The following is an 811-nucleotide window of genomic DNA, read 5'->3' on the forward strand; positions in this document are numbered from 1 at the left end:
GGCATTGCCAACTTGTTGCTCCCACCTGGATTTGGTAGGTCGTTGAGATGTCTGAGCGTCTCGATTTGCCGCGCCTTAAGGGCTTCCGTTTTCCCAGTGCGATCATTTCTTATGCAGTTTGGGCCTATCATCGGTTTGCGCTGAGTACGGCGGATGTTGAAGACCTCCTGGCGGAGCGGGGTATTTTTGTCAGCCGGGAAACGATCCGCAAATGGGTGAATCGGTTTGGCCAGCATTTCGCGCACTGCATTCGCCGGGATCGGCCAAAACCCAACAGCAAGTGGCATCTGGATGAAGCGCTGATTGTCATTGGCGGTGTGAAATACTGGCTGTGGCGGGCAATTGACGGGAACGGAGACGTGCTCGACATTCTGCTTCAACCTCGCCGAAATGCAAAGGCGGCCAGGCGTTTCTTTGGTGCGCTGGTCAAGCAGTTTGGCCAGCCCCGAGTGGTGGTGACCGACAAATTGCGCAGCTACGCCAAGCCGGTTCAAGCGCTGGCGCCGGATGCCTATCATCGCGCTCACAAGGGGCTGAACAACAGGATTGAGAATTCCCATCGTCCGACCCGGAAACGGGAGAAGATCATGGGCCGTTTCAAGTCGCCTCGGCAAGCTCAACGGTTTCTATCCGCCCACGATCAGATCAACACGATCTTCCGGCTCCGTCGATACACCTTGGCGGCCGCCTCATACCGGCACGCAAGGGCAGATGCATTCAGACTATGGCAGGACTACGCCGGCGAGATGAACGCCTGAAATCCGCAAAAAAGGGAACACAATCGGGCTGACCAAATTAAGTTGGCAATGCC

Annotated in this window: 1 protein-coding gene; it reads left to right on the top strand. The window is 56.2% G+C overall.

Translation table 11 applies throughout. The annotated features are described in order from the left end of the window. Positions 1-47 precede the first annotated feature (47 nt). Positions 48-758, top strand: coding sequence for an IS6 family transposase (locus tag FJU08_RS22615; protein ID WP_141151300.1), 711 nt, complete (start codon positions 48-50; stop codon positions 756-758). Positions 759-811 lie beyond the last annotated feature (53 nt).

The organism is Martelella alba, assembly GCF_006516955.1.
Classification (GTDB): Bacteria; Pseudomonadota; Alphaproteobacteria; order Rhizobiales; family Rhizobiaceae; genus Martelella; species Martelella alba.